This window comes from Actinoplanes sp. NPDC023801 (assembly GCF_040639655.1).
Lineage (GTDB): Bacteria > Actinomycetota > Actinomycetes > Mycobacteriales > Micromonosporaceae > Actinoplanes.
Genome location: NZ_JBFAAI010000015.1, coordinates 184,681 through 206,408 on the forward strand (window position 1 = coordinate 184,681; position 21,728 = coordinate 206,408).

A 21,728-nucleotide genomic window follows, 5' to 3' on the forward strand; every position below is an offset into this window, starting at 1 on the left:
AGCAGCAGAGCTTTTCCATGCGGCAGACAGGTGTCCGATGCGCTGGTTCAACGATCTCTCGGTGCGGTTGAAGATCTACGCGGCGGTCGGGGTCGCCGGCGTGGCGGCGGCCTCCATCGGGGTGGTCGGCATGCAGCGGATGTCGCAGATGGCCGACGCCGCCGAGTACCTGTACAGCGACAACCTGGTGCCGGTCGCGCAGCTCGGCACCGTGCAGAAGGAGACCCAGCGGTCCTGGGCGGCGGTGATGGACCTGCTGGTGAGCCGCGGACCGGCGGCCGCGGCCGAGGACCGGACGGCGATGGCCGACGCGGACAAGGCCGTCGACCGGGTGTTCGGCGAGTACACCGCCACCGACATGACCGGCCGGGAGCAGGCGGTGCAGGAGTTCCGTACCGCGCTGACGCAGTTGCGTGAGGTCCGCGACGAGCGCCTCATGCCGCTCGCGGTCGCCCATGACCTGCGAGGGTTCGAGGCCGTCCGGGACGAGGCGGCCCGTCCGGCGCTGACCGCGTTGACCGGAGCCCTGGACGACCTGGTGACAATCGAGACCGGCGTGGCCGCGGCCAAGCGTGCCGACACCGCGGCGGCCTACCGGTCGGCGCGAACCTCGATGATCGTTCTGCTGCTCGCGGGTCTCGCGGCGGCCATGGGCATGGCGATGCTCGTGGTGCGCGGCATCATGGGCACCCTGACGTCGGTACGGCGGGTCACCAAGGCCCTGGCCTCCGGCGACCTGACGGTACGGGCGGACGTCGCCGGCCGCGACGAGCTGGGCCGGATGGCCGCCGAACTCGACGCCGGTGCCACCACGGTGGCCGCGAGCGTGGAACGCATGGCGCACGTCGCCGAAACCCTGGCGGCGTCCGCGACGGAGTTGTCGTCGGTGAGCACGCAGTTGCTGACCGGCGCCGCCGAGGCGGAGAACCGGGCGGATTCCGCGTCGCGGGCCAGCGAGGAGGTCAACGCCGGGGTGCAGACCCTCGCGGCCGGGTCGGAGGAGATGACCGCGTCGATCACCGAGATCGCGTCGAGCGCCGGGCAGGCCGCGCAGGTGGCCCAGCAGGGCATGGCGGTGGCGCGGGAGACGACCGCGCGGGTCGCCGAGCTCGGCACGGCGAGCGCGGAGATCGGCGATGTGGTGCGCCTGATCACGGTGATCGCCGAGCAGACGAACCTGCTGGCGCTCAACGCCACCATCGAGGCGGCCCGGGCCGGCGAGCTCGGCAAGGGTTTCGCCGTGGTGGCCGGTGAGGTCAAGGAGCTGGCGCAGCAGACGGCGAAGGCGACCGAGGACATCACCGCCCGGATCGGTGCGATCCAGTCCTCCAGCGAGGCGGCGTCCACGGCGATCAGTGAGATCACCGAGGTGATCGGGCAGATCAGCGACTACACGACGACCATCGCGTCGGCCGTGGAGGAGCAGACCGCGACGACGGCCGAGATGACCCGGTCGGTGGCCGACGCCGCGAACAACAGCGGCGACGTGGCGCTCACCGTCTCCGGGGTGGCGGAGATCGCCACCGCGACCGTGGCGAGTGCCCGGGTCACGCAGCGGGCCGCCGCCGACCTGACGTCGATGGCCGACGACCTGACCCGACTGGTCGACGGATTCAAGCACTGACCGGCGGCGCACGGTCCGGCAGGCGTACCGTGCGCCGTTCACCACTGTCCAGCGCCGCTACGCACGCCTCGGCCACGAAAGTGGCCGCGAAACCGTCCCAGGCGCTCGCGCCCCGGTGCGTCCCGTCGACCCAGTCCTGCAATTCCAGGCGGTACGCCTCGGCGAACCGGGGCCGCCAGTCGGCAGGCAGTTCGCGCGCGTGCAGCCCGCCGCGGCGCAACGATGTCGGCGGCGGCGCGTCAAGCGTCACGGTGCCCTCCTCGGCGACGAGCTCGCAGCGCACCTCGTAGCCGTACCGGGCGTTGACGAAGATCTCGACGTCGGCGAGTATCCCGGACTCGGTGGTGAGGACCAGCAGCTGCGGGTCGCGGGTGCCGCCGGCCCGGGTGCTCGGGCGTGGGGTGTGCACGGCGACCTCGACGATCTCCTCGCCGAACAGCCACCGGGTGATGTCCAGCTCGTGCACCGCCGAGTTGGTGATCAGCGCGGAACCGGGCAGGCCGGGGACCGCGGCCGGGTTGCGGTGCACATGATGGATCATGAGCGGTGCGCCCACCGCCCCGTCGTCGAGCATCGCCTTCAGCGCGGTGTAGCCCGGATCAAACCGCCGCATGAATCCCACGGTGATCAAGCGGCTGCCGTGAGCGGCCTCGGCCTCCAGGATCCGGGCGCATGCCCCGGCGCTCGGCGCGAGCGGCTTCTCGCAGAGCACCGGCTTGCCGGCGGACACGCAGGCCAGCACATACTCCTCGTGGGTGGCGTCCGACGAGGCGATCAGCACCGCGTCGATGTCGTCGTCATCGATCAGCGTGTGCGGGTCGGCGAACACCCGCGCCCCTCCGCTGCGCGCCGCGACACCACCGGCGCGGTCCGCGTCGACGTCGAACACGCCGCCGACGCTCGCGCCCGAGACCGCGCCGGTGAGCAGGCGGGCGTGGTCGGCACCCATGATGCCGGTGCCGATGATGCCGATCCGTTTCACCGCGGATCCTCCGCTCGCGGCACCGGCCTGCCCCGGCTCGAGCATGGTGGTCATTGCGCCACCTCGGCCAGGAAGGCAAGGCTGCGGCGCACGTCGGCGATCGGGCCGTAGCCCGCACCGGGTGCGCCGTCGAGGGCACAGTCCTGCTCCAGCACGTACCACCCGCGGTAGCCGGCGGTCTCGAGGGCGCTGATGATCGCGCGTACGTCGACGTTCCCGGCTCCGAGCGGCGTGTAGAGCCCGGCCCGCACCCCGGCGAGATAGCTGCGGGTGCCGTCCCGGACACCGGCCGCGATTCCCAGGTCGACGTCCTTGAGATGCACATGGGTGATCCGGGCGGCGGCCAGCTCGATCAGCTCGACCGGCTCCATGCCGCCGATCAGCAGGTGGCCGGTGTCGAGGCAGATCGGTACGTCGCTGCCGCCGAGCAGACGCAGCACCGCGTCACGGTTCTCGATCGCGGTGCCGACGTGCGGGTGCAGGCTCGGCCGCAGACCGCGCTCAGTGGCCATCCGCTGCAGGGTCCGCAGCGTGGCGAACAGGACCGTCCACTCGTCGTCGGTGAGCCGCACCTTGTGGTCGTAGCTGCCGTCGGACGACCGGGCCGCCAGCACCACGACCTCAGACCCGGCGGCGGCCAGGGTGTCCATCGCCGCGGCGGCCTCCCGGAGATCCTCCTCGGTGCAGACGTGCATGGGTACGGGCAGGAAGCCCCCGATCAGCCGGAGCCCGTTGCGCTCCAGCACCGCCCGTACATCGGCCGGGGTCTTGCCCAGATAGCCGGTGGGACCGAGCTCGGTGGCGCGCAGCCCGAGCCCCGCCATCTCGGAGAGGACCCGGTCGGCGGGCAGTTCGTGCCCCCAGCCGGGTGCCTCGCAGACGCCCCAGGAGATGGGGGCGCCACCGACACGGTTCGCCAGATCCGTCATCTCGTCTCCTACAGGTAGTCGCGCTGGGTCGTCTTGCCGTCGAGATATGCCGCGCGTGCCGCCCGTACCGAGTCCAGCGCGGACGTCTCAGCGACCGGCACGTCCCACCAGGAATCGCTGGCCGGGGCGTCCACGAGCGGGTCGGTGTCGACGTGCACGACGGTGACGCCGTGGGTCTCACGGGCCTTGGCCAGAGCGGCCCGCAGTTCGCCGGCCGTGCCCGCTCTCAGTACGTTCGCGCCGAGGCTGGCGGCGTTGGCGGCCAGGTCGACCGGAAGGGTGCCGCCGCCGAGGCGCCCGTCGTCGTCGCGGTACCGGTAGGCGGTCCCGAACCGCTGCGCGCCGACCGATTCCGACAGCCGCCCGATGGAGGCGTAGCCGTGGTTCTGCACCAGGACCACGATCAACTTCACCCGCTCCTGTACGGCGGTGACGAGCTCCTGCGCCATCATGAGGTAGGAGCCGTCGCCGACCATGACGAAGACCTCGCGGTCCGGGGCGGCGAGTGCGACGCCCAGCCCGCCCGCGATCTCGTAGCCCATGCAGGAGAAGCCGTACTCCACGTGGTAGCCCTTCGGGTCCCGCGTACGCCACAGTTTGTGCAGGTCACCCGGCATCGAGCCGGCCGCACAGACGACCACGTCGCGGGGACCGGCCGCGTCGTTGACGGCGCCGATCACCTCGGACTGGGCGGGCAGCGGCGCGTTGCCGAGGTGGTACGCGCGTTCCACGGTGGCGTCCCACGCGGCTGCCGCCCTGGCCGCTCTCTCCTGGTAATCGGTGCTGGTCCGGAAGCCGCTCAGCTCGCCCGTCAGAGCGAGAAGGGCGGTCCGCGCATCAGCCACCACGGCCTCCCCGGCGTGCTTGGCGGCGTCGAAGGCGGCGATGTTCACGTTGACGAACCGCACCTCCGGGTCGGCGAAGGCGCTGCGTGATGCCGTGGTGAAGTCGCTGTACCGGGTGCCGACACCGATCACCACGTCGGCCTCCCGGGCGAACTCGTTCGCTCCGGGGGTGCCCGTCGCTCCGACCGCACCGAGGCTGAGCGGGTGGTCGTACGACAGCGAGCCCTTGCCCGCCTGGGTCTCGGCGACCGGGATGCCGGTGGCCTCGGCGAAGGCCCGCAACGCCTCGGTCGCCTCGGCATAGATCACGCCACCGCCGGCCACGACGAGCGGGCGTTGCGCACCGCGGATCAGCGCGACCGCGCGGGCCAGCGCGCCCGGCTCGGGAGGCGTCCGCGGCACGTGCCAGACCCGCGGGCGGAACAGGGCCTCCGGGAAGTCGTACGCCTCGGCCTGCACGTCCTGGGGAAGCGCGAGGGTGACGGCACCGGTCTCCGCCGGGTCGGTCAGGACCCGCACGGCGCCGAGCAGCGCCGCCGGCAGCTGCTGCGGCCGCCAGATCCGGTCGTAGAACCGCGACACCGGACGCAGCGTGTCGTTGACGCTGACGTCGAAGCCGCGCGGATCCTCCAGTTCCTGCAGCACCGGATTGGCGACCCGGGTGGCGAACACGTCGCCGGGCAGCAGCAATACCGGCAGCCGGTTGACCGTCGCCAGCGCCGCCCCGGTCACCATGTTGGTGGCACCCGGCCCGATCGAGGAGGTGCAGGCCAGTGTCGACATCCGGTTGCGCATCCGGGCGAACCCGGCGGCCGCGTGCACCATGCCCTGCTCGTTGCGGGCCTGCCGGTACGGCACGGCGCCCGGTTCGGTCAGCTCCGCCTCCAGCAGCGCCTGCCCGATCCCGGCGACGTTGCCGTGCCCGAAGATGCCGAACCAGCCCTCGATCAGCCGGTGTTCCGTCCCGTCGCGTTCGGTGCGCTGCGCCGCCAGGAACCGCACGACGGCCTGTCCCACGGTGAGTCTCATCGGTTCCGTCCCTTCCCGAACGGCAGCCGCGGATCGATCTGCTGACCGGTCCAGGTGTCACGCACCCAGGCATGCTCCGGTTCGTCCTCGATCACCCAGGCCCGTTCACCGGGTCCGGCCATCACGTTGAGGTAGTACAGGTCGTAGCCGGGCGCCGCCATCGACGGCCCGTGCCAGCCGTCCGGGATCAGGACCACGTCGCCGCTGCGTACCTCCCGCACATCGGCGGCCCGCTGATAACCGGGGCCGCCGCCGGCCACCTCGAAGTAGTAGATCTCCTCGAGGTCGTCGTGCCGGTGCGGCGGGTACGACGACCAGTTGCCGCCCGGCGTCAGCACCTCGCACGCGATGATCCGGTCGGCGTCCAGCACGTCGGTGGTGGCGAAGTTGTTCACCTGACGAGAGCAGGTGCCCGCACCGCGCATCTCGATCCGCTGCCGCGCGACCGGGATGTGCCGCACCGGAAGCCGCCGGGTCGCCCGCGCGGTGGCCAGCGCGAACCGGCCATCCGCGTCGCTGCGCAGGGTCAGCCGGGCCCGGATCGGCACGTACGCCACGTCGGTGGGACCGTCGAAAACGCTGTCCCGCCCGGCGAGCAGCACCTCCTCGCCGTCGGCGGTGACCGCGACCCCGCCGGACAACGGCACGACCACGACCTCGTCGCCGCCGGTGGAGCAGCTGTACTCCTCCCCCGCGGCCAGCGCCACGACCCGCAGGCCGCTGTATCCCCAGCCCGCCGACTCCGGCGTCACGTCCAGCCGGATCACGCCGCCACCCCCGCCCGGACCAGCTTGACCGCGGCGTCAACGGCGGCGGCCACGTCGCCGTCCGGTGGGTAGAGCAGCGCCCGGCCCACCATCAGTCCGCGCACGCCGGGCACGGTCAGGGCACGGCCCCACGACGCGTACGTCTCCTCGGGGCTGCCCGACGGGTCACCGCCGAGCAGCAGCGCCGGCATCGTGGTGGCCGCCATGACCGTCTCCATGTCGTCGACGACCGGCAGCTTCAGCCACGTGTACGCGCTGGTCCCGCCCAGCCCGGCGGCGATCGCCACGGACCGGGCCACCGCCGCCGGGCTCAGATCGTTCACCACACCGCTGTCGCCACGCCGCGACAGGAACGGCTCGACCAGCGCGATCAGCCCGTGCGCGGCCAGTTCGCCGACCGCTCGCGCGCCGGCCTCCAGGGTGCGTACGCTGGCCGGGTCGTCAGGGTCGATCCGGACCAGCATCTTGCCGCCGTCGAAGCGCATCCGTGCGACGGCCGCCGCGTCGTAGCCGGTGAACCGGTCGTCCAGCTCGAACACCGTGCCATGCAGCCCGCCGCGGTTCATCGAACCGATCGCGATCTTGCCGTCCAGCTCGCCGAGCAGCAGCAGATCCTCCAGCACGTCGGCGGTGCCGAGCACCCCGTCGACGCCGGGGCGGCGCAACGCCGTCCGCAGCCGGCGCAGCAACTCGTACCGGTCGGCCATGGCCGCGCCGTCACCGCGGACACCGAGTGCGCCGCGGGCCGGGTGGTCGGCGGCGATCAGCAGCAACCGGCCGTCCGCGTCGGCGAGCAGCGGACGGCGTACCCGGCCGGCGGCGGCCTCGGCCACCGCCTCCGGGCGGGTCGCCCGCAGACCGCGGAGTGCGGCGAAGTCCAGGTCAGACACGTCCGGCCTCCAGAACCCGCTCGACCTCGGCCGTGGTGGGCATCGCGGTCGAGCACTCGAGACGGCCGGCGACGATCGCCCCGGCCGCGTTGGCGAAGCGGATGATCCGATCCAGCGGCCAGCCGGCCAGCAGCCCGTGGCACAGGGCGCCGCCGAACCCGTCGCCGGCGCCGAGGCCGTTCACCACGTCCACCTCGGCGGGCGGCACCCGTACCTCCTCCGCGGAGGTACGCGCCAGGACGCCGCCGGGACCGAGCTTGACGACGGCGAGGGTCACACCGGCGTCCAGCAGAGCGGCGGCGGCCCGGTCCGGATCGTCCTCACCGACCGCGACCGTGCACTCGGTGAGGTTGCCGACGGCCACGCTGACGTGCGGCAGCGCCTCCTGTACGGCCTCTCGCGCGGCCTGCTCGGAGACCCAGAACATCGGCCGGTAGTCGAGGTCGAGAACGGTGAGCGGGCGGCGGCCGCGGGCCCGCCAGGCGGCGTGGTGCGCGGACCGGCTCGGGTCCTGGGACAGCCCGGTGACCGTGGCCCAGAAGACGCCGGCGACGGTGATCGCGTCCAGGTCCAGTTCGTCCGCGTCGATCATCAGGTCGGGGGCGGTCGGCTGGCGGTAGAAGTAGAGCGGGAAGTCGTCCGGCGGGAAGATCTCGCAGAAGGTGACCGGCGTCGGCAGGCCCGGTACCGCGGAGACGAACCGGTCGTCGACGCCGAGCTCGGTGAGAGCACGGTGGACGTACCTGCCGAAGGGATCCGGTCCGACCCGGGTGATCACCGCGGTGCGGCGGCCGTGCCGGGCGGCGGCCACCGCGACGTTGGTGGCGCTGCCGCCGAGGAACTTGCCGAACGAGGTGACGTCCTCGAGGCCGACCCCGGTCTGCAAGGGATAGATGTCGACGCCGACACGGCCCATGGTGACGACCTCGAAGTCCCGCATCACACCTCCGCATCACGTCGATATGTCAGGAGCGTTTCCGCCGCACTTGGGAGCAGCCTCCGGCGAGGTGTTGATCACGTCAAGAGTTTGTATTGACATTCTTCGTAACGCACTGACAAACTGCCGCGATCGTCAGCTCAGCGCAAGGTGTTCGCGATGCCCATGCCGCCGCTCGAGATCGACCGGACCAGCCCCGTCCCGATCTACTTCCAGCTCGGCCGCCGCCTCGAGGAGGCCATCGACCGGGGCGAACTCGTGCCCGGCGAGCGCCTGCCCACCGAGATCGAGCTGGCCGAAGCCCTGGACATCTCCCGGCCCACCATCCGCCGGGCCATCGAGGAACTCGTCAGCAAGGGCCTGCTCACCCGCAAACGTGGCGTCGGCACCCGGGTCACCGACGTCCAGGTCCGTCGCCGCGTCGCCCTGACCAGCCTGTACGACGACCTCGCCGCGGCCGGCCGGCAGCCGCGTACCCGGGTGCTGGCGTTCGATGTGGACTGCGTCGACCGGCACGCCGCGCGCATGCTCGGCCTGCCGCCCACCGAACGGCTCGTGCACTGTGAACGGCTGCGCTCGGCCGACGGCGTCCCGCTGGCCCTGCTGCGCAACTGGCTGCCGCCCCGTTTCGCCGGCCTGCACTCCGAAGCGCTGGCGACCCGCAGCCTGTACCGGCTGATGGGCGAGTGGAACGGCCGGCCCGCGGTAGCCAGGCAGCGCATCACCGCGAAGGCCGCGACACCGGCCCAGGCCCGGCTCCTCGACATCGGCCACCACACGCCGCTGATCAGCATGCAGCGCACCTCGTTCGACAGCAACGGCGCGGCCGTCGAGTTCGCCGACCACCTGTACCGCGCCGACCACTACGCCATCGAGGTGACCGTCTTCAACCGCTGACCGGTGTCAGCACTTCTTGCGGGCGAACTCCAGTCCGAGCCGGCCGTCCGCGGAGACGAAGCCGCCGGAGCCGCCGTGCATCAGGCTGACGTTGACGGCCAGGTAACGGTTCTCCCCGCACGGGCGGAACTGCCGCGCTTTCGGGCTGATCCGGTCGTCGCGCTGCCACTTCCCGTTGAGCGGTCCGTTGATCTCATGGCGCAGGCCGTCCGTTTCACTGTGGCCCTGGAAGTAGAGCTGCGTGGTCAGGTCGGCCCGGCCGGCCGGGCCGAGCTTCCCGGAGCCGTGCACGGTCACCCGGGAGACCGCGTACGTATAGCCGCGCGGAACCCTGACATCCAGGAGCAGCTGGCAGTTCTTCCGGCGCTCGAGGGCATCGCCGCCGCTCGAGGCGGTGAAGTCCGGGAACGCGACGGTGAACGAGCCTTTGCCCGGCAGCGCCTTCGCACCGCCGGAACCCGCGGGACAGCCGGAGCCGAGAGCGGACACGACCTTGACGGTGGTCTTTCCGCCCGGCGGCGGCGCAGGCGCCGCGGACGCGGACATGACCAGCGAAGCGAGGAAGGCGGAACCGGCGGCGAGAACATTGAACATGGCAGCCCCTTTAACGGCGATTTATCGACCTACGCCCGTTATCGTGGCACCGGCCGCTGCCCCGGAGGGCGTACACGGGCAAAGCCCCGACCTTCGGCTGACGCCGGGAGGCCCATGACGGCGTTTCCGGCACCGGTTGCGCTCCTCGCGCCCGGGTCATTCGCGGCATTTCCGCCAGATGAGGCCGTAAGGGCTACTGTCCGAGCCGGTGTCCTCCATGATCAGCAGTTGATCTGCCGGAGGTTCACCCGGTGGCGGCCGTCATGCCGGAACAGGCTGGTAGTCGAACCAGTCGAAGCGCATGGTCCCGTCGACGGCGTACATGCCGAGGACGCGGCCGGTGAAGCCGCCGGCGACCTCGGTGGACAGGTAACGCCCGTCCAGGTCGGCCAGCACCTCGAAGGCGCCGTCCGGGTGCTCGACGCCGAGGCGCACCCTGTCCGGTTCCTGGCGGGGATGGCCGTCGCCGGGCTTGGCCGCGACCACGTCGATGCGCAGCCGGACCGGCCCGGCGGGCATCGGCCGGGCGGGCATGGTGTGCAGCACCGAGCCGAGGCGGGCGGTCACCCGTACCGCGCCGTCGCCGGCCTCGAGTTCGTAGTGGTGACGTTCGTCGAGGCGCACCACGAGCCCGCCACGGCCGGTGGACGCGTCCGCCATGGTGCGGACCGTGCAGGACGGGTGCTGCTGACGGCGCCCGACGAAGGTGACCCGCGGGTCGTCGAGCGACCGGTCGCGGGCGCGCAGGGTCAGATGACCGGCCGGGTCGGTCAGCGACCAGCGGTTGTCCGGGCGGGAGCGCAAGGAGAGCCAGCGCGGGTGCAGGGCCGGCTCGTCGAAGTCGTCGCGGGCGGGCTCGGTGGCGGGCGGGCACAGCGGCCAGGACGCGGTCATCTCCGGTAGCAGGTCACCGGCGACCGGCCAGCCGTCGTGCCAGGTGACCGGGGCGAGGAAGGTCTCCCGGCCCATCACGTGCCAGCCGGGGGTGCCGCCGCCGGGCCGGACCCCGAGAAGGACCATCCACCAGGTGCCGTCCGGTGCCTGGACGAGGTCGGCGTGACCGGTGTTCTGGATCGGCCGGCCGGTGCCGCGGTGGGTGAGGATCGGGTTGGCGGGGCACGGTTCGAACGGACCGTCGGGGGCCGGTCCGCGGGCGACGGAGACGGCGTGCCCGCGTTCGGTGCCGCCCTCGGCGATCAGCAGGTACCAGTGGTCGCCGATCCGGTACAGGTGCGGGGCTTCCGGGGCCTGGGCGTCCGGCCCGCCGGACCACAGTCTGCGGGGCCGGGTGTGGACGTGCCCGGTGAGCGGGTCGATACGCACCTGGGAGATGCCGGCGTACGTGCACCAGCAGTTGCCCTCGTCGTCCCAGGCGAGGTCGGGGTCGATGCCGACGCCGGCCACCCGGACCGGGTCCGACCACGGACCGGCCGCATCCAGGGCGGTGACGATCATCGTGCCGCCCCCGGGGGCGACGTTCGTGGTGATCAGCCAGAACCGCCCGTCGTGATGACGCAGCGTGGGTGCGTAGACGCCGCCGGACGACGGGGTGGAAGCCGGCAGGACCAGTTGCCCGGGCCGGTCGAGGGCGTTGCCGATCTGCTCCCAGTGGACCAGGTCGCGGCTGTGCAGGACCGGCACGCCGGGGAAGTACTCGAAGCTGGAGCAGGCCAGGTAGTAGTCGTCGCCGACCCGGCACACGCTCGGGTCGGGATGCATGCCGGCGATCACCGGATTGGCGAAGGTCATGCCGTTTCCCTGACCGCTGGTGCACCGGGCGCCGGGGCTCGCCCCTGAGCCCGCCGCCGCACGTAGGCGACGGTCACGGCCACGACCAGACCGGGCCACAACGCGGCGGGCAGGTAACAGGCCGTCGCCAGCATGACCCAGCCGGGCGACGGTCTCCCGGCCACCCCGAGGAGGACGTCCCAGCTCGCGGCACTCATCACCACGATGACGGCGAGCGGCACCACACCGGCCACGACGAGCGCGACCACCAGCCACGTGGGATACCGGCGGCCGCCGATCAGAGGCACCCGGGCGGGGACCCGTTCGCCCCACGGATACACCAGGCCGAGGGTCAACGACGCGAACACGATCGACAGAACACTGAGCGACAGTACGTAGACCGTGCCGGGACCGGGGATGCCCTGCAGTTCGCGCCACTCGTCGGACATGCCGAGCCCGGCACCGAGCCCCGCCGCCGAGCGCCACACCGCCGACGGGATCACGCACCATACCGTCGCCCATGCCGCGAGCACCGCCCAGCGGGGCGTACCCGTTACCGGCTCCGGCCGGCGATCGAAGAACAGCACCCCGTAGCCCCCTTCGGAGGCATCAGCATATCTCGATCGATGTGGGTCGCCGGCGGCGGCTCACTCCGTACGGCTCAGGTCTCGCTCAGCTTCCGCAGAGCGGACAGGAACGCCTCGCGCTCGGGCGGCGTCAGCCGTGCCAGCAACTCTTCCTCGGCCGCCTGGATGGCGGTCCGGGTGGCGTCGCGCAGCCGCCGGCCCTCGTCGGTGATCGCCAGCAGTCGGACTCGGCGGTCGGCCGGGTCGGGCCAGCGCCGGATCAGGCCACGCGCGGTGAGGTCGTCGAGGATCTTGATGATCCGGGTCCGATCGGCGCCGATGCCGTCGGCCAGCGCGTTCTGGGTGCGCACCGGCTGCTCGCCGAGATGCAGCAGCACCGCGTACGCCCACATGGCCAGTCCGTTGGCCTGCAGGATCGGCGCCTCGATGGCGAGAAGTGTGCGCCCGAGCGGACCGATCATTTCCGCGAGGTCGGGGCGGGCGCTGGTCACGCGCTGACGATACCGGCTTGCGGAAACGATAAGCGCGTGTAGATGATGTGCGCATGCCTATCGAATATGCGGAGCTTCTCGCCTTCGACCGCACCGCCGTCGAGCACAGCATCAACCTGATCGCCCCGGTCACTCCGGCCGACCTGTCCCGGCCCACCCCGTGCACCGGCTGGAACCTGGCCGACCTGATCGCCCACATGACCGCCCAGCACCGCGGATTCGCCGCGGCCGCCATCGGGCACGGTGCCGACCCGGCGCCGTGGCGGACACTGCCGGCGACCGATCCGATCGAGGAGTACCGCCAGGCCGCGCGGGACGTGCTCGTCGCGTTCACCACCGCCGCGGAAACCCCGTTCACCATGCCGGAGATCGCGCCACACACCATCCCGGCCCCGATGGCGGTCGGCTTCCATCTCGTCGACTACCTCGTCCACTCCTGGGACGTCGCGCAGGCCCGTGGCGTCACGTTCAGCCCCGAACCGGACCTCGTGGCGGCGGCGCTGCCGATCGCGCTGGCCGTCCCCGACGACCAGCAGCGGCTCTCCCCCGAGTTCCCGTTCCGGCCCGCGGTGCCCCTCCCCGACGACGCCGGCCCGTTCCACCGCCTGCTCGCCGCCCTCGGCCGGACGCCTATGCCCTGACTCACAAGGGCCAATTTTCCGCAGGTAGGGGGCGAATGTGCCGACCGTCCCGTCATGGAGTCCCGCAAGATCTGGGTGTTCGTCGGCGGCGCGGTGTCGGCTGTCACCGGACTGGTGATCACGTACAACACCACCGTCGGCAACATCCTCTACCTCGCCACCTACCTGACGCTGTGCACCGCGGCGTGGCTGGCGGTCGTCCGGACCCCGTCCGGACCCGACCGGCGGCCATGGGTGCCGGCGGCCATGGCCCAGACGCTGTGGCTGATCGGCGACGTGATCGAGCTGGTCTACTACTACCTCGCCAAGGTCCCGCCGGTCGGCGTGGCCGACGCCTTCTGGCTCGCCGGTTACCCGCTGCTCGCGGTGGCGCTCACCATGATGGCCCGCCGCCGGGCGCCCGGCCAGCTGCGCGGTGCCGTCCTCGACGGGCTCACCCTGACCGTGGCCGCCGCACTGGCAGCCTGGCAGTTCCTGATCATGCCCAGCCTGGGCAGCGGGTACGGCCTGGCCGAGACGATCGTGCCGGCGCTCTACCCGATCGCCGACGTCGCGCTGCTCGCCGCGGTCCTCTTCATCACCCTGTCACCGGGTGAGCGCGGCGCACCGACCCGGCTGCTGCTCGGTGCGGTCGTGCTCTACCTGGTCATCGACGTGTCGTACAACGTGCTGCCGTACTTCTTGGATTACGACCTGGTGGCCCGCATCGGCCCGCTGATCATGCTGGGCAACGCCCTGATCACCGCCGCCTGCATGCACCCGGCGCGCGCCGAACTGACCCGCCCCGGGCAGCGCGTCAACGTCCTGCACCCGTCCCGGGTCCTCTTCCTCGGGCTGGCGTTCCTTACCGCGCCGACACTGAGCCTGGTCAAGACCGGTCTCCAGGTCAACGCGGTCGCCGTACTGATCGCGACCGCGCTGAGCACCGCCTTCGTGCTCACCCGGTTCACCATCGCGGTCCGCGAGCAGGAGAGGGCCCAGGCGCAGCTCGCCTACCAGGCCAGGCATGACCCGCTGACCGGGTTGGCGAACCGCACCGTCCTCACCGACGAACTCGAACGGGTCCTGCCGCAGCGTTCGGGGCCCGTGGCGGTCCTCTACGTCGACCTGGACGGCTTCAAGGAGGTCAACGACACCCACGGGCACCAGGCCGGCGACCTGGTCCTGTCCACCGTCGCGCAGCGCCTGTCCGGCGCGGTCCGCGCCACCGACCTGGTGGTCCGGCTGGGCGGCGACGAATTCGTGCTGTTCTGCCCGGACCTGCCCGAGGCCGACGCGATCCGGCTCGCCGAACGCGTGCTCGGCGACGTGAGCCAGCCGATCCGGTACGCCGGCAAACCGCTCGACGTCGGTGCCAGCGTCGGCATCGCCGCGTACGGCTCGGACACCCCCACCCGGGACAGCGACGTCCTGCGTACCGCCGACATGGCGATGTACGAGGCCAAGAGGCAGGGCCGGGGCCGCTGGGTGATGGCCGGCACGCCGGCGGCTCCCCCGGCCGTGCCGGACGACAGCGACCTTCAGCCGGCCTGATCCTCGGGTGTGAGGCCGGACAGCGGGGTACGGGAGCCGCCGGAGGAGGCGACCAGTGCGTCGGCGACCAGTGCGGCGTCCGCGTCGGCCAGGTCCGCCGGGTACTCCGGCAGCAGGTCGTCCCAGACGAGCAGCCACGATCCGTACAACTGGGTCTGGCCCGCGGGCCGGGCGAAGAACCACAGGTGCAGATGGGCGGCACCGTCGCCGAACCGGTACATGTGGGCCCGAGAGATGTGCGGCAGCGCCTGCATGTGCCGGACCACACGGGTGCCCAGGAGGCCCAGCTCGGCGGCCATCTCGTCGGGCAGGTCGGCCAGGTCGTAGTGGTCACGCGGGTAGAGCATCAGCACCAGCGGCACCCCGGAACTCCGAACCCGCTGCAGCCGCCAGCGTTCGTTGAACCAGATGCCCTTGTCCCGGTCGTCACACATGCCGCACCCGGCGGGATCCTCGCCGTGCCGCGAAGGTTCGGGCACCACCGGAGGCCGGAGCGGGGTGACACGCAGTCCGTCCTGCTCGAAAGGGCTGATCTCCCAGCCCGTCATCCGGGACAGGGGAAGGCGCCGCTCGGTGTCCGCAGCCGCGAGCGCATGCTGGTAGAAATCGTCCGGGGTCAAAGCCATGGCCGCAGACTAGCCACACGCGACCGGCACGGCGTCGAGCGGGATCTCGGCTCAGACCGCCGAACCCGGCGGGGACTTGAGCAGTGCGGCCGTCTCGGCCGGGTAACCGCCGCGGCCGGCACGACGGGCGGCGGCCGCGACCCGGAGCAGGTCGATGTTGACGCCGGCGGCACCGCTGGGGTCGTGGACCCGGAGCTTGACGTCGAGACTGACCTCGGTTCCGGCCCAGCCCAGCGCCTCGATGTTGAGGTGGGAGACCTTCTGCGAACCCAGGTGCGGCAGATAGCCGAGCGGGGCCAGCCCGACCCGTTCGTCGCCGCCCAGCGCGTTCCTCTTCGACTGATTCTTGCTGCCGGGATGCTCGACCAGGTTGCGGATGTCCTCCGTACCGCCGAGGTTGACCTGGTAAGAGCTGACCAGGGTGAGACCGCGCTCGGCAAGCAGCCGCAGCAACGTCCCGTGCACGACCGACGTGCCGAACTGGCTGGCCAGGTCGTCGCCGATCAACGGCAGGCCGTCGGCCTCGAAGCGCTCCATGAGGGTACGGTCACGCGCGACCGGATCAGCCGTGGTGTTGATGAACCCGGCGCCGGCGAGCAGTGCCGCCTCGGCGTAGGCGCGGGCGATGCCGGGGCGGCCGCTCGGTGCCGAGTAGAGCACCACCTCGGCCTCGCCGAGCAGCCCGGCGATCCGCTCGACGCCGGTCTCGTCGGTCAGACCGGCCTGGACGACGACGCCGGCGGGCGGCAGGTCGGTGGCGAGCCGTGGGAAGTTGTTCGGCGAGGCGAAGATCGCCTCGTGCAGATCCCGTCCCACCTTGCCGGCGGAGACCGCGAAGGCCGCGACCACATCGACGTCACCGACCCCGAGACCAGAGATCTCCGGACTGCGTACGCCCACCACGTGCCCGGTCCGCCGGTACAGATGAATGCCCTGCACCAGCGCTGACGTGTTGTTGCCGACCCCGACGACAGCGACGCGCGCCTTCTCGATCATGGCGTGACGCTATCGTGTGATCCCGTGGGCAGCGTGACGGTGGTGGGCGCCGGGGTGATCGGCCTGAGCATCGCCCATGAGCTGGCGACAGCCGGGCACACCGTCCGCGTCGTCGCGGCACGGGAGGCGACGGCGAGCGTGTCCGGCGTAGCGGCGGCGATCTGGTTCCCGCACGACGTCGACCATTCCACCCGGGTACTTGATTCGGCCGCGGTCACCTACCGGCGGCTGGAGCGGCTGGCCGCTGATCCGCGAACCGGTGTGCACATGCGTCCCGGCACGGTGCTGTCCCGGCGGCCCCACCCGGACACGTCGTGGACGCGGGCCGTTCCGCGGACCGGCCCCGCCGATCCCGCCGACCTGCCGGCCGGCGCGACCGGTGTGCGGTGCACGGTGCCGCTGGTCGAGACCGGCGTCTACCTGAACTGGCTGCGCGAGACCGTGGCGGCGCTCGGTGTCGGTTTCCGGGTGGCCGAGGCGGCTTCGGTAGACGAGGTGCTGCGGACCGACGAGCCGGACGCGCTGGTGGTGGCGGCCGGGCTGAGGTCGGCGGCGCTGCTCGGCGACGACGACGAGTGCTTCCCGATCCGCGGGCAGGTGGTGCGGCTGGCCAATCCCGGCCTCACCGAGTGGTTCACCGACGCCGACCATCCGGACGGTCTCACCTACGTGGTGCCGCGCCGCGACGACGTGGTCTGCGGTGGCACCGGGGACACCGGGGCCTGGGACGAGCGGATCGTCCCGGAAACCGAGGCGGCGATCCTGCGCCGGGTGACCGCCATGGTGCCGGAGCTGGCGGGGCAGCCGGTGCTGTCGCGGGCGGTGGGCCTGCGGCCGGGCCGGCCGACGGTACGCCTGGAGGCGGTGCCCGGCCACGACCGCCCGGTGTTCGCCTGTTACGGCCATGGCGGGGCGGGCTTCACCCTGTCCTGGGGCGACGCGGCCCGCACAGCCGCCCTGATCCCTTAACCCCCAGCTGGCTCTCACCGTTGTCTCAGCTACGCCGAGACCCCCAGCCACAAACCCCCAGCCACACACGCCCCTGCCCCAACCACCCCGACACAACAACCAGATCCAGCCCCAAAACCCAGCTCCGCACCACCGCTGCCTCAACCACCCCGACACAACGGCCAGAGCCAACCAGGGCGTACCCGCGGCCGAGCATCGCCCGCTGTACTTCGGGGTAGGCGCGTCGATCGCTTCGGGAGTGCCGAACCCGTGGCTGAACAGCACGAGTGTGCCGTTCCAGCGGGCCGGCACCTCGGCGACCCAGGTGCCGCCGTTTGGGAGGGCGCCCGTGTAGTGGGTGCTCGGCGGGGCGGCGGTGGCCACTACTGGCTTCGACCCCGTCACCATCATCAGGGCGAGCAGGAGCGTGGGGAACCGGCCCGGGTGATCCGGCTCCTCACCGACGCGGGGCTCACCGGGCGGCGGGAAGCTGCTCCGGTCGTACCGCATCACATTGTTGTCGCTTTGGATCAAGACCCGTCGAAGGCCGGGTTCTACGGTGTGGGCATGGACTTCTCCCCCTCCGGGCGCGCCGCCGAACTCACCGAGGCGGTGCGGGCCTTCATCGCCGACGAGGTCGCGCCGGTGGAACACGAGCTCGAGGCACGCGCCGCGCACGCCCGGCGGACCGGCCGGCCGCCGGTCTGGCAGGTGCCGGCCGAGGTGCGCGAGCTGCAGAGCCGCGCCCGGGCCCGTGGCCTGTGGAACCTGTTCCTGCCGGCCGATCACGACGGCCTGAGCAACGTCGACTACGCGCCGATCGCCGAGGCAACGGGCTGGTCGTTCCTGGCGCCGTACGTGTTCAACTGCAACGCCCCGGACACCGGCAACATGGAGGTACTGCTGCGGTACGGCTCCGCCGCGCAGCGCGACCGCTGGCTGGGACCCCTGCTTGACGGCAAGATCCGCAGCGGCTTCGCCATGACCGAACCCGGCGTCGCCTCGTCGGACGCCACGAACATGGAACTCACCGCGGTTCTCGACGGTGACGAGGTGGTGCTCGACGGCCGCAAGTGGTGGACCACCGGCGTCGGCCACCCGGACTGCCGGATACTGATCGTGATGGGCCTCACCGACCCGGACGCACAGCGGCACGCCCGCCACTCCATGGTTCTCGTCCCGATCGACACCCCCGGGGTGAAGGTCGAGCGGATGCTGGACACCATGGGCTTCCTCGACGAGCCGTTCGGGCACGGTGAGGTGTCGTTCACCGGCGTACGCGTCCCGGCCGCCAACATCATCGCCGGTCCCGGCCGGGCCTTCGAGATCGCGCAGGGCCGCCTCGGGCCGGGACGCGTCCACCACGCCATGCGCATGATCGGCCTGGCCGAGCGGGCGCTGCATCTGGCCTGCGAGCGGGGCCTGTCCCGGACCGCCTTCGGCAAGCCGATCATGAATCTGGGCGGGAACCGGGAACGCGTCGCCGACGCCCGCATCGCCATCAACGCGGCCCGCCTGCTGATCCTGCACGCGGCCTGGAAACTCGACACCGGCGGCCCGCTCGCGGCGGTGTCCGAGGTGAGCCAGATCAAGATCCTCGCACCGAACGTGGCCCAGCAGGTGATCGACTTCGCCATGCAGATCCACGGCGGTGCCGGACTGTCCAGCGACTTCCCCCTGGCCGGGGCATGGACGGCGGCCCGCGCGGTGCGGATCGCCGACGGCCCCGACGAGGTCCACCGCGGGCTGGTCGCCCGACTCGAACTAGCCGCACATGGAGCAACCCGATGAAACGTGTTCTGATCACCGGCGGCGCGTCCGGTCTCGGTGCCGCCCTGGCCGCCCGGTTCGCCGAGCGCGGTGACCGGGTACTGGTCACCGATGTGGCCGCGTCGGCCGCACACCGCCTCGACATCACCTCGGAGGCCGACTGGGCGAGCGCCCTGGAACGGGTCCGTGACGAGTTCGGCGGCCTGGACGTGCTCGTCAACAACGCGGGTATCGCCGCGGGCGGCCGCATCGACCGGCTCAGCGCCGACCACTGGCAGCGGGTGCTGTCGGTCAACGTGCTCGGCGCGGTCAACGGCTGCCGTACCTTCACGCCGCTGTTCAAGGAGCAGGGTTCCGGCCACATCGTGAACGTGGCGTCGGCCGCCGGACTGATGCACCCGCCGTCAATGAGCAGCTACAACGCCAGTAAGGCGGCGGTGGTGGCGTTGTCGGAATCGCTGCGCTACGAGCTGGGGCCGTGGGGTGTGAGCGTGTCGGTGGTGTGCCCGTCGTTCTTCCGTACCAACCTGGCGCAGTCGTTGTCGGGTGACGATCCGCAGATGGAGGCGGGCGCGGTACGGCTGATCAACGAGGCCCGGCGGGGCGCCGACGAGATCGCCGTCCGGGTGATCCGTGCGGTGGACGCCCGCAAGTTCCTGATCCTGCCGGATTCGGACGGCCGGACCGCGTACCGGGCCAAGCGGTTCGCCCGGTTCCTCTACGACCGCCGGATGTTCGCTCTTGGTGCCAAGCTGCGCCGCGACGAACGTGCGGAGGCGACGCATGAGTAAGGGAGTCGTCCTGATCACCGGGGCCAGCGCCGGCCTCGGCGAGGAGATGGCCCGCCAGTTCGCCGCCCTCGGCTACGACCTGGCCCTGTGTGCGCGCCGCGTCGACCGTCTCGAGGCACTGCGCGCCGAACTGCCGACCAAGGTCGCCGTGAGGCAGCTCGACGTCACCGACGACGAGGCGGTGTTCACGGTCTTCCGCGAGTTCGCCGCCGAGTTCGGCCGCATCGACCGGGTCGTCGTGAACGCCGGACTCGGTAAGGGCGCACCGCTCGGCACCGGCCGCGCCGACGCGAACCGGGACACCGCGCGGGTCAACTTCCTCGGTGCGCTCGCCCAGTCCGAGGCGGCGCTGGAGATCTTCCGGGCTCAGAAACGCGGCCACCTGGTGATCATCTCGTCGATGTCGGCGCTGCGTGGCATGCGCAAATCGATGACCACGTACGCCGCCACCAAGGCGGGTGTCGCCGCGCTCGCCGAAGGGCTGCGTTCCGAGCGCATCCCCGGCGTCGACGTGTCGGTGATCTACCCCGGGTACATCCGGTCGGAGATGAACGAGCACGTCCAGCAGAAGACCCCGTTCATGGTCGACACCGCGACGGGCGTCCGCGCGATGGTCGCCGCCATCGAGAAACGCAAGGCCAAGGCGTACGTGCCGGCGTGGCCCTGGGTTCCGGTCGGCGCCGCGATGCGGCTGCTTCCCCTCTCGGTCGTACGGAAGATGGTGTGACCACCCCGGTCAGGGCCGAGGACGCCTTCGACGTCGCAGCGGTGACGGCGTGGCTCGGCTCGAATCAGACGCCCGAGGTGCGGCAGTTCCGCGGCGGCGCCTCCAACCTCACCTACCTGCTGAAGTACCCGGACCGTGAGCTGATCCTGCGGCGCCCGCCGGCGGGCCGGAAAGCGGCGACCGCGCACGACATGGCACGTGAGTACCGGATCCAGTCCGCCCTGGCGCCGGTCTTCCCGTACGTGCCGAAGATGGTGGCGCTCTGCGAGGACGAGTCGGTGATCGGCTCGCCGTTCTACGTGATGGAGCGCGTCGAGGGCCGCATCCCGCGCAAGGAGCTCGGCGTCGACCTGCCACCCGGCGAGGTCAGGCAGCTCTGCACGCGGGTGATCGACCTGCTGGTCGATCTGCACGGCATCGACCCGGCCGCGGCCGGGCTCGACGGTCTCGGGCGTGGCGACGGTTACGTGGCCCGGCAGGTGGCCGGCTGGTCCGAACGCTACCGCCGGGCCCGGACCCGCAACGTCGGCTCGTTCGAGAAGGTGATCCGCTGGCTGGACGCCAACCAGCCGGCCGACAGCGGCAGCTGCCTGATCCACAACGACTTCCGGTTCGACAACGTGGTCTTCGCACCCGGCGACCCGGCCCGCCCGATCGCCCTGCTCGACTGGGAGATGGCCACCATCGGCGACCCGCTGATGGACCTCGGCAGTTCGCTCGCCTACTGGGTGCAGGCCGACGACGGGTTCCTCTTCCGGGCGTTCCGGCGCCAGCCCACCCACACGCCCGGCATGCTGACCCGCCGTGAGGTCATCGATCACTACCACCGGCGTACGGGTCTCGAGCTCACCGCGTTCCACGAGGTCTTCGGCCTGTTCCGGCTCGCCGGGATCGTCCAGCAGATCTACTACCGCTACTACCACCGGCAGACCCGTAACCCGGCGTTCCGGCACTTCTGGATCGCCGCCGTGATGCTGGAACGCCGCTGCCTGCGAATCATCCGGACGGCCTGACCGCTACACCGCCAGCACCCGGCCGCAGATCAGCGCGGCGGCGACCAGGCCGAACCCGATGACGAGTGCGGGCCTGCGGAGCGGACGGCCGACGGCGAGGCCGGCGAACCCGGCGACCACACCCGCGAGCACCGCGTAACCCGGCAGCGGTCGCAGCCAGCCGGGTCCGCCGGCCGGGCAGACGATCTGACCGGTGTCGTCGAAGCAGTTGTTCGACATGAGGTAGGCCGAGTCGGCGAACGTGTACCCGGCGAGGCAGAGCAGCACGGCGAACGCCATCAGGGCGCCGGCGGGACCGCGGTGCCGCTCGCCGCGGGACCGTACGGTCCGGGCCTCGTCGTTCATGATCATGAGACCTATCCTGGCCGGATCACCGCCGGGCG

General features: G+C 71.6%; 22 protein-coding genes. 9 read left to right on the forward strand and 13 right to left on the reverse strand.

Going from position 1 to position 21,728, the window contains the following annotated elements; genetic code table 11:
* Positions 1 to 37: 37 nt before the first annotated feature.
* Positions 38 to 1,624: a methyl-accepting chemotaxis protein gene (locus tag AB0G04_RS26015; protein WP_360987591.1), complete on the forward strand. Its 1,587-nt coding sequence runs from the start codon at positions 38 to 40 to the stop codon at positions 1,622 to 1,624.
* Here the strand turns inward: AB0G04_RS26015 and AB0G04_RS26020 are convergent.
* From AB0G04_RS26020 to iolC, 6 genes are read right to left on the reverse strand one after another with little or no spacing between them, the layout of a single operon-like run.
* Positions 1,614 to 2,660: a Gfo/Idh/MocA family oxidoreductase gene (locus tag AB0G04_RS26020; RefSeq protein ID WP_360987593.1), complete on the reverse strand. Its 1,047-nt coding sequence runs from the start codon at positions 2,658 to 2,660 to the stop codon at positions 1,614 to 1,616. The two genes, AB0G04_RS26015 and AB0G04_RS26020, sit on opposite strands and share 11 nt — an antisense overlap.
* Positions 2,657 to 3,535, reverse strand: coding sequence for a TIM barrel protein (locus AB0G04_RS26025; RefSeq protein WP_360987595.1), 879 nt, complete (start codon positions 3,533 to 3,535; stop codon positions 2,657 to 2,659). Before AB0G04_RS26025 ends, AB0G04_RS26020 begins: the two co-directional genes overlap by 4 nt.
* 8 nt (positions 3,536 to 3,543) lie before the next feature.
* Positions 3,544 to 5,409: a 3D-(3,5/4)-trihydroxycyclohexane-1,2-dione acylhydrolase (decyclizing) gene (gene iolD, locus AB0G04_RS26030; protein ID WP_360987597.1), complete on the reverse strand. Its 1,866-nt coding sequence runs from the start codon at positions 5,407 to 5,409 to the stop codon at positions 3,544 to 3,546.
* Entirely contained in the window at positions 5,406 to 6,176 is a 771-nt protein-coding gene (iolB, locus tag AB0G04_RS26035; RefSeq protein WP_360987599.1) for a 5-deoxy-glucuronate isomerase, read from the reverse strand. Before iolB ends, iolD begins: the two co-directional genes overlap by 4 nt.
* Positions 6,173 to 7,066 carry an aldolase gene (locus AB0G04_RS26040; protein WP_360987600.1) on the reverse strand — a complete coding sequence of 298 codons (894 nt, stop codon included), beginning with the start codon at positions 7,064 to 7,066 and terminating at the stop codon, positions 6,173 to 6,175. Before AB0G04_RS26040 ends, iolB begins: the two co-directional genes overlap by 4 nt.
* Complete coding sequence (iolC, locus tag AB0G04_RS26045) at positions 7,059 to 8,006, reverse strand: 5-dehydro-2-deoxygluconokinase (protein ID WP_360987602.1); 948 nt, start codon at positions 8,004 to 8,006, stop codon at positions 7,059 to 7,061. Before iolC ends, AB0G04_RS26040 begins: the two co-directional genes overlap by 8 nt.
* A gap of 156 nt (positions 8,007 to 8,162) precedes the next feature.
* Between iolC and AB0G04_RS26050 the strand changes: the two genes are divergently transcribed.
* Positions 8,163 to 8,900, forward strand: coding sequence for a GntR family transcriptional regulator (locus AB0G04_RS26050; protein ID WP_360987604.1), 738 nt, complete (start codon positions 8,163 to 8,165; stop codon positions 8,898 to 8,900).
* Positions 8,901 to 8,906: 6 nt separating this feature from the next.
* Here the strand turns inward: AB0G04_RS26050 and AB0G04_RS26055 are convergent, their stop codons facing one another.
* From AB0G04_RS26055 to AB0G04_RS26070, 4 genes are all read right to left on the reverse strand, one after another.
* Positions 8,907 to 9,494 carry a DUF4360 domain-containing protein gene (locus AB0G04_RS26055; RefSeq protein WP_360987606.1) on the reverse strand — a complete coding sequence of 196 codons (588 nt, stop codon included), beginning with the start codon at positions 9,492 to 9,494 and terminating at the stop codon, positions 8,907 to 8,909.
* A gap of 261 nt (positions 9,495 to 9,755) precedes the next feature.
* On the reverse strand, positions 9,756 to 11,243 hold the full coding sequence (locus AB0G04_RS26060; protein ID WP_360987608.1) for a glycoside hydrolase family 43 protein: 1,488 nt from the start codon (positions 11,241 to 11,243) through the stop codon (positions 9,756 to 9,758).
* The gene (locus tag AB0G04_RS26065; protein WP_360987610.1) at positions 11,240 to 11,809 is read right to left on the reverse strand and encodes a hypothetical protein; all 570 of its coding nucleotides are present in this window, start codon (positions 11,807 to 11,809) and stop codon (positions 11,240 to 11,242) included. Before AB0G04_RS26065 ends, AB0G04_RS26060 begins: the two co-directional genes overlap by 4 nt.
* Before the next feature lie 74 nt (positions 11,810 to 11,883).
* Entirely contained in the window at positions 11,884 to 12,300 is a 417-nt protein-coding gene (locus AB0G04_RS26070; protein WP_360987612.1) for a MarR family winged helix-turn-helix transcriptional regulator, read from the reverse strand.
* 53 nt (positions 12,301 to 12,353) lie between these two features.
* Between AB0G04_RS26070 and AB0G04_RS26075 the strand changes: the two genes are divergently transcribed.
* Complete coding sequence (locus AB0G04_RS26075; protein WP_360987614.1) at positions 12,354 to 12,941, forward strand: TIGR03086 family metal-binding protein; 588 nt, start codon at positions 12,354 to 12,356, stop codon at positions 12,939 to 12,941.
* 54 nt (positions 12,942 to 12,995) lie between these two features.
* On the forward strand, positions 12,996 to 14,474 hold the full coding sequence (locus tag AB0G04_RS26080) for a GGDEF domain-containing protein (RefSeq protein WP_360987616.1): 1,479 nt from the start codon (positions 12,996 to 12,998) through the stop codon (positions 14,472 to 14,474).
* Here AB0G04_RS26080 and AB0G04_RS26085 read toward each other — a convergent pair.
* Complete coding sequence (locus tag AB0G04_RS26085) at positions 14,462 to 15,100, reverse strand: hypothetical protein (protein ID WP_360987618.1); 639 nt, start codon at positions 15,098 to 15,100, stop codon at positions 14,462 to 14,464. The two genes, AB0G04_RS26080 and AB0G04_RS26085, sit on opposite strands and share 13 nt — an antisense overlap.
* A 51-nt stretch (positions 15,101 to 15,151) precedes the next feature.
* Positions 15,152 to 16,096 (reverse strand): inositol-3-phosphate synthase, encoded by a 945-nt coding sequence (locus tag AB0G04_RS26090; RefSeq protein WP_360987620.1) that lies wholly within the window; start codon positions 16,094 to 16,096, stop codon positions 15,152 to 15,154.
* A 24-nt stretch (positions 16,097 to 16,120) separates the two neighbouring features.
* Here AB0G04_RS26090 and AB0G04_RS26095 point away from each other — a divergent pair, with 24 nt between their 5' ends.
* From AB0G04_RS26095 to AB0G04_RS26115, 5 genes are all read left to right on the forward strand, one after another.
* Positions 16,121 to 17,065: an FAD-dependent oxidoreductase gene (locus tag AB0G04_RS26095; RefSeq protein WP_360987622.1), complete on the forward strand. Its 945-nt coding sequence runs from the start codon at positions 16,121 to 16,123 to the stop codon at positions 17,063 to 17,065.
* A gap of 546 nt (positions 17,066 to 17,611) precedes the next feature.
* Positions 17,612 to 18,835 (forward strand): acyl-CoA dehydrogenase family protein, encoded by a 1,224-nt coding sequence (locus AB0G04_RS26100; protein ID WP_360987624.1) that lies wholly within the window; start codon positions 17,612 to 17,614, stop codon positions 18,833 to 18,835.
* On the forward strand, positions 18,832 to 19,605 hold the full coding sequence (locus AB0G04_RS26105) for an SDR family NAD(P)-dependent oxidoreductase (protein WP_360987626.1): 774 nt from the start codon (positions 18,832 to 18,834) through the stop codon (positions 19,603 to 19,605). The genes AB0G04_RS26100 and AB0G04_RS26105 overlap by 4 nt, the downstream gene beginning before the upstream one ends.
* Entirely contained in the window at positions 19,598 to 20,332 is a 735-nt protein-coding gene (locus AB0G04_RS26110) for an SDR family oxidoreductase (RefSeq protein WP_360987628.1), read from the forward strand. Before AB0G04_RS26105 ends, AB0G04_RS26110 begins: the two co-directional genes overlap by 8 nt.
* Positions 20,329 to 21,345: a phosphotransferase family protein gene (locus AB0G04_RS26115; protein ID WP_360987630.1), complete on the forward strand. Its 1,017-nt coding sequence runs from the start codon at positions 20,329 to 20,331 to the stop codon at positions 21,343 to 21,345. Before AB0G04_RS26110 ends, AB0G04_RS26115 begins: the two co-directional genes overlap by 4 nt.
* Positions 21,346 to 21,348: 3 nt before the next feature.
* Here AB0G04_RS26115 and AB0G04_RS26120 read toward each other — a convergent pair whose 3' ends face one another.
* Entirely contained in the window at positions 21,349 to 21,696 is a 348-nt protein-coding gene (locus AB0G04_RS26120; protein WP_360987632.1) for a hypothetical protein, read from the reverse strand.
* Positions 21,697 to 21,728: the final 32 nt, after the last annotated feature.

Bases quoted from the DNA above. Each gene is read 5' to 3' on its own strand.
- AB0G04_RS26015 (WP_360987591.1), top strand. From the start codon at position 38: ATGCGCTGGTTCAACGATCTCTCGGTGCGGTTGAAGATCTACGCGGCG.
- AB0G04_RS26020 (WP_360987593.1), bottom strand. From the start codon at position 2,660: ATGACCACCATGCTCGAGCCGGGGCAGGCCGGTGCCGCGAGCGGAGGA.
- AB0G04_RS26025 (WP_360987595.1), bottom strand. From the start codon at position 3,535: ATGACGGATCTGGCGAACCGTGTCGGTGGCGCCCCCATCTCCTGGGGC.
- iolD (WP_360987597.1), bottom strand. From the start codon at position 5,409: ATGAGACTCACCGTGGGACAGGCCGTCGTGCGGTTCCTGGCGGCGCAG.
- iolC (WP_360987602.1), bottom strand. From the start codon at position 8,006: ATGCGGGACTTCGAGGTCGTCACCATGGGCCGTGTCGGCGTCGACATC.
- AB0G04_RS26050 (WP_360987604.1), top strand. From the start codon at position 8,163: ATGCCCATGCCGCCGCTCGAGATCGACCGGACCAGCCCCGTCCCGATC.
- AB0G04_RS26055 (WP_360987606.1), bottom strand. From the start codon at position 9,494: ATGTTCAATGTTCTCGCCGCCGGTTCCGCCTTCCTCGCTTCGCTGGTC.
- AB0G04_RS26060 (WP_360987608.1), bottom strand. From the start codon at position 11,243: ATGACCTTCGCCAATCCGGTGATCGCCGGCATGCATCCCGACCCGAGC.
- AB0G04_RS26075 (WP_360987614.1), top strand. From the start codon at position 12,354: ATGCCTATCGAATATGCGGAGCTTCTCGCCTTCGACCGCACCGCCGTC.
- AB0G04_RS26080 (WP_360987616.1), top strand. From the start codon at position 12,996: ATGGAGTCCCGCAAGATCTGGGTGTTCGTCGGCGGCGCGGTGTCGGCT.
- AB0G04_RS26085 (WP_360987618.1), bottom strand. From the start codon at position 15,100: ATGGCTTTGACCCCGGACGATTTCTACCAGCATGCGCTCGCGGCTGCG.
- AB0G04_RS26090 (WP_360987620.1), bottom strand. From the start codon at position 16,096: ATGATCGAGAAGGCGCGCGTCGCTGTCGTCGGGGTCGGCAACAACACG.
- AB0G04_RS26100 (WP_360987624.1), top strand. From the start codon at position 17,612: ATGGACTTCTCCCCCTCCGGGCGCGCCGCCGAACTCACCGAGGCGGTG.
- AB0G04_RS26105 (WP_360987626.1), top strand. From the start codon at position 18,832: ATGAAACGTGTTCTGATCACCGGCGGCGCGTCCGGTCTCGGTGCCGCC.
- AB0G04_RS26110 (WP_360987628.1), top strand. From the start codon at position 19,598: ATGAGTAAGGGAGTCGTCCTGATCACCGGGGCCAGCGCCGGCCTCGGC.
- AB0G04_RS26120 (WP_360987632.1), bottom strand. From the start codon at position 21,696: ATGATCATGAACGACGAGGCCCGGACCGTACGGTCCCGCGGCGAGCGG.